This is a genomic window from Nocardia sp. NPDC058497 (assembly GCF_042720195.1).
Classification (GTDB): Bacteria; Actinomycetota; Actinomycetes; order Mycobacteriales; family Mycobacteriaceae; genus Nocardia.
Window position 1 is genome coordinate 1 of the sequence record NZ_JBHXMY010000422.1, and the last position, 5,280, is coordinate 5,280.

5 protein-coding genes are annotated in these 5,280 nt (G+C 68.4%); 3 read left to right on the forward strand and 2 right to left on the reverse strand.

Going from position 1 to position 5,280, the window contains the following annotated elements; translation table 11 throughout:
* Window positions 1–303: 303 nt before the first annotated feature.
* Window positions 304–792, forward strand: coding sequence for an HAD domain-containing protein (locus tag ACFWPJ_RS23690; protein ID WP_378854585.1), 489 nt, complete (start codon window positions 304–306; stop codon window positions 790–792).
* Between the two features lie 10 nt (window positions 793–802).
* Here the strand turns inward: ACFWPJ_RS23690 and ACFWPJ_RS23695 are convergent, their stop codons facing one another.
* Window positions 803–1,777: a hypothetical protein gene (locus tag ACFWPJ_RS23695; RefSeq protein ID WP_378854586.1), complete on the reverse strand. Its 975-nt coding sequence runs from the start codon at window positions 1,775–1,777 to the stop codon at window positions 803–805.
* A gap of 63 nt (window positions 1,778–1,840) precedes the next feature.
* Entirely contained in the window at window positions 1,841–2,542 is a 702-nt protein-coding gene (locus ACFWPJ_RS23700) for a glyoxalase (protein ID WP_378854587.1), read from the reverse strand.
* Window positions 2,543–2,671: 129 nt separating this feature from the next.
* Between ACFWPJ_RS23700 and ACFWPJ_RS23705 the strand changes: the two genes are divergently transcribed.
* Both ACFWPJ_RS23705 and ACFWPJ_RS23710 read left to right on the forward strand, forming a co-directional pair.
* Window positions 2,672–3,052, forward strand: coding sequence for a PPOX class F420-dependent oxidoreductase (locus tag ACFWPJ_RS23705; RefSeq protein ID WP_378854588.1), 381 nt, complete (start codon window positions 2,672–2,674; stop codon window positions 3,050–3,052).
* 83 nt (window positions 3,053–3,135) lie between these two features.
* Window positions 3,136–4,425: an acetyl-CoA C-acyltransferase gene (locus ACFWPJ_RS23710; RefSeq protein WP_378854589.1), complete on the forward strand. Its 1,290-nt coding sequence runs from the start codon at window positions 3,136–3,138 to the stop codon at window positions 4,423–4,425.
* Window positions 4,426–5,280 lie beyond the last annotated feature (855 nt).

Below are 5,280 nucleotides of genomic sequence, written 5' to 3' on the forward strand. Positions count from 1 at the left end.
CGTCCCGCAACCTATACGTAAACACCGCCGTGCCCGCACCGACCGCCACCGACACCGAGGTGGTGAACGACAGCACGTCGACCACCACCACACAAACAGCCCCCACCCCGATCGCTGCAGCCCCTGCCCGCCCCCACTCCACCCTGATCCCGAACCCCCGCTGCTGCGACCACTCCGGTGCCGAGCGCACACGGACCTCCCTCACTCGATCGGCGAATCCACCAGTTCATCATGACCATCGCCATCGCTCCAGCGTTGATCGCGCCGAGCGCAACCGCGGCCGCTGCTACTACCGTTGACGCCGTGACAGATTCGCCGGCACGGCCGCTGTTGTTCCTCGACGTCGACGGACCGCTCATACCTTTCGGCGGTACGGCCCAGCAGCGGCTCGAACCATCCCAGGTCGCGGTCAATCCGCTCCTGGTACGGCTCGACCCCGACCACGGCCGCCGGCTGACAGCGCTGGCGTGCGAGCTGATCTGGGCCACAACCTGGATGGATGAGGCGAACACTTCGGTGGCGCCGCTGATCGGCTTGCCGGATCTGCCGGTGGTGCGCTGGCCGGATGCCGACCACGAGGGCAGCACGCTGCACTGGAAGACCCGTACTCTCGTCGATAGGGCGGCGGGGCGGACCTTCGTGTGGATCGATGACGAGATCACCGACCACGATCGAGTCTGGGTGTCCGCCAACCATCGCGGCCGAGCTCTGCTCCATCGCGTCGATCCTCGACACGGGCTCACTGACGCGGACTTCGCCGTCGTCGACGCTTGGTTGCGCGACCCGCGCTGACGCGGTCCGGTCAGCGGGGGAGGGGTGGGGTCAGGTCGATGGCCGGGGGTGGGCGGAGGCGGCGCAGGGTGCCGTCGATGCTGGTGACGAACAGGGCCCAGCCGGGGCCGTCGGGGGCGATGCGGGCGGAGGTGGGGCCGATCGGGGGGCGCTCCGGGAGGAGGCCCCGCGGGGTGGTCCAGCCGGTGGCGATGGTGCACCAGTGGCCGGTGGTGGTGTCTATCTGGTAGACGCTGCCGGAGTAGTCGCCGGCGACGAAGGCCAGGCCGGAGGCGGTGGCGTCGAGGTCGTCGAGTCCGGGGAGCAGGCCGTCGGGCACGGTGGCCACTGTGGTGGGAGTGTGCGGTGCGTCGAGGGGGACGCGCAGGATCTGGGAGGTGGCCACGTCTTCGGTGAAGACCGCTTGCCGGTCGGGGGTGAGGGCGAGGCCGTTGGGGCGGGGGACCGGGGACCAGGCGAGGGTGAATTCGCCGGTGGCGGGGCGGTATCGGCTGATGCCGACCGGTGGCCACGGGATCGACAGCTGGGAGATGAGCAGGTCGCCGTCGGGGAGCAGGAGCAGGCCGTTGGGCTGGACCAGGTCGGGGAGCAGGACGGTGACTTCGCCGGTCGGGAGGTGGAGTTGGCGGAGGGTGCCGCCGCCCTGGGGTGTGGTGCCGTCGCCGGTGATGAAATAGAGGATGTCGCCGGACAATCGGAGGCCGGCGGGGGCGTCCAGGCCGGTGAGGATCGTGGTGACCTTGCCGTCGCCGTCGACGTGCAGGAGTTCGCCTTCGACGATGCCGGTGACATAGAAGCCGCCCGCGCCGTCGTATTCGAGGTTTTCCAAGCCGCCGAGATCGGCGGAGATGATGTCGGCCTGCCAGCCCTGCGCGCACCCCGCCTCGGCTTGTGCCGGGGCGATCGGGCCGAGGCCGGTCAGTGCGGCAGCGGCGAGAGTGGTTGCGAGACAGTGGATCACCCGCGGGCCGGAGCGTTGGTGCATGACCGAAGCCTAACCGCCGTCCGGCTCCGCGGCGCGTGCTCAGCCGGGTGTGGTGGCGGTCAGTCAGGTCGCGAGCGTCTCGGAAGCGGCGGCATCGGCGGAGAGCGCGGCGTGCTCTTCCTGCGTGAGTTCGACGGCCTCGAGTTCGGCCTTCCAGTGGGCGAGCCGTTCGGAATCCGCTGTCGCGACGGCCAATTCGGCGAGCGCGGCGTAGGCGCGGGCCCGGTCGACGGCGGACGCGGTGGCACCGAAACGACGCAGGCCCGCTTCCAGGGCGCGGGTCGCCGACCGGTCGTCGTTCTTGAAATCACGCAGGATGCGGGCATTGTCGAGCACCCGCGCCAGGCCCGCGAGCGCCCGCGAGCCGCCGTACTCGAGCTCCATGGGCTCGTCGCGCTGAATCACCAGCAGGGTGTTGCCGACCGGATCGACCAGGGAGAACCGGGACTGGCCTGGCCGGAATCGGGTGATCCGCGGACAGCCCTTGACCGGGATCTTCCCGTAGTGCGCGCGCAATGCCGCCGTGTACTCGGCGTGGCGAGCGGCGACGTCGTCGACCATCACCAGCGCCCCCACATGCTCGGCGGGCAGTTCGATCCCGGGTGGTGCGTCGGCGAAGTGCAGCGCGCACCCGTGTCCCTCGACCGCACCGTAGACATAAGGCCGGGTCTGCTCGTAGGTGACGGTGTAGCCGAGTGCCCGGTAGAAGTCGAGCGTGCTCGGCAGATCGCCGCTCCACAGCATCGGCACTGCGGTGTCTGTCATCGGTAGCCCTTCCGGAGAGTGAGTCGTCCGGATCCGAGGTTAAGAAGACTTTCGCGCGAACGCCCGTCCCTCTTTCGGTGACCGCTTCGCATCGCGCGCCGATGCGCGGGATGCCGCTAGGCTGCGGGCATGACGAACAGTCTCGGCGAACTGCAGACCGCGAACTTCGTGCTGCTCACCACCTTCCGCAAAGACGGCTCACCGGTGGGGACCCCGGTCTGGGCCGTCGCCCACGACGACAAGCTGTTCGTCTGGACGGTCACCGACAGCTGGAAGGTGAAGCGGATCCGCCGCAATCCCGAGGTGACGATGCAACCCTGCGACGCGCGCGGCAAGGCACACGGTGCCGTCACCGGCGGCACCGCGCGACTGCTCGATGCCACCGAGACCGAGCAGGTGCGCTCCTGGCTGCGCCGCAAGTACTGGCTGACCGGGCCGCTGGTCATCCTCGGCAGCAACCTGCGCCGCGGCAAGGCAGGCACCATCGGCATCGAGATCACGCCAGCCTGACCGACCGGGGTTACCCCGAACCAGTATCCAGTACCGGCGGTATCGGTTACCGTGGGCTCAGCGGAACTTCCGAAGGGACTCACATGGCCGAGAAACGCACCCGTGCCGTCGTCGTCGCGGGCGCGCGCACCCCGTTCGTGCGCGCGTTCACCGACTTCACCCGCCTCGACAGCATCGCCCTCGCCGGTGCGGCGGTCCGTGGTCTGCTCGAGCGCAGCGGTATCGCCCCCGGCGAGATCCAGTCCATCGTCTGGGGTGGGGTGATCCTGCCGAGCCATGCGCCGAACATCGCGCGGGAGGTGGCCCTAGATCTGAACCTGGACTTCGGGTGCGAGGGCTACACGGTGACCCGGGCGTGCGCGTCGGGCCTGCAGGCGGTCACCTCGGCGGCGGCGGCGATCGAACGCGGCGAGTACGACATCATGATCGCCGGTGGCAGCGATTCCACCAGCAATGCCGAGATCAAACTCCCGCAGAAGGTCGTGCACGCGGTGGCGCCGGTGGCCTTGGGCACACCGAAGCCGAAGGACTACCTCGACGTGGTCCGCCAGCTCGCGCCGTTCACCGACATCCTGCCGCGCCAGCCGAAGATCTCCGAGCGCACCACCGGTGAGGTGATGGGCGAGTCGGCGGAGAAGATGGCCAGGATCAACGGCATCAGCCGCGCCGACCAGGACGAGTTCGCCGCCCGCTCGCACCATCGTGCCGCGGCCGCCATCGCCTCGGGCCGCTTCGACGACGAGGTCGTGCCGGTGACGACGCCGTCGGGCACACGGATCGAGACCGACGGGCTGGTCCGCGCGAACACCAGCGTCGACAAGCTCGCCACTCTGAATCCGGTGTTCGCGAAAGGCGGCACGGTCACCGCGGGCAATGCCAGCCCGCTCACCGACGGCGCCTCCGCGGTGCTGCTCATGAGCGAGGAGAAGGCACGCGCCCTCGGGTTCACCCCGCTGGCGGCGATCCGTTCGTGGAGCTTCGTCAGCGTCGACCCCGCCGACCAGGTCCTCATCGGCCCCGCCATCTCGATGCCGCGTGCCCTCGACAAGGCGGGCCTGACGCTGGCCGATGTCGACCTCGTCGACATCCATGAGGCGTTCGCCGCGCAGACGCTGTCGGTGCTGCGCATGCTGGAGAGCCCGGAATGGGCCAAGACCCGGCTCGACCGGGACGAGGCCGTCGGCTCGATCGACATCGACAAGCTGAATGTGCACGGCGGGTCGATCTCGCTGGGCCATCCCTTCGGCGCGACTGGCGCCCGGATGGTGACGACCATGGCCAACGAGCTGGCGCGGACCGGGAAAGAGACCGCGCTGCTGGGCATCTGCGCCGCGGGCGGGATCGGCGCCTCGGCGGTGCTCGAGCGCGTGTGAGCGTGCCGGACGGGCGACGGCGATGACACGGGTCGGTCCGGCCACCATAATCCGGTGACCGGAACGACCTGCACGAGATCGTGTCGGCTAGTGGGCCGTATACCGCCACAATGCTCCGGGCTCGTAGCGCGAGTCCGGACTTCATCGTTGACGACCGGATCCAGGACCGCATGTTATCTCGGTCACCGTCGCGCAACACCAGAGGGGGGCTCGCACGGCATGAATTCAACCAGACGGCACCGCCCACTAATTTCAGAATCATGCCACCAATGGCGGCAGGGTATCCTCCGGCTTGATGTCCTGCACCCGATACCGGTGCGACTACAGTTGACCCGATAGCGATGCGCACAGTTGGACCGAGCGCCGAGATTCTTGGACCGGATGCGGCGCTGCGCAGGCGGGTGTACGGGGGTGAACGGCCGTTGGTGACTACCGTCAATCGGACGAGTCTTACCTATCCAGCGCAAACGGTCATCCGGCGGTCTCGGACAACGGGATCCGCTGCTCCTGGCTCACCCCATTCTACTAATCGGCCGGTTTCGTCGACTTCGACCAGATTATCGTCGACAGCTCGCACGTACAGGCGAAAATGGGGGCTCGGAAACCAGTCCGAGTTTGGTCGTATGAGAGGGTCTAATACCGCAACACCACGTGCAAGGATGGCTACGGTGCTGCCAAGCACTGCGCCGTGGGACCTTGGCCACAGTCTTCATGAGGCTTGATGGGGCCGCGGAAATGAGTCGGGGCGGCGAACCCGGCCCGTCGCCCGCCCCTCCCCCAAAAAAAAACCAAAAATATAGACACCCCCTGCCGCGCGCTAGGGGGGTGTGGCGCCCCGCAATGTGTATGGGGAGA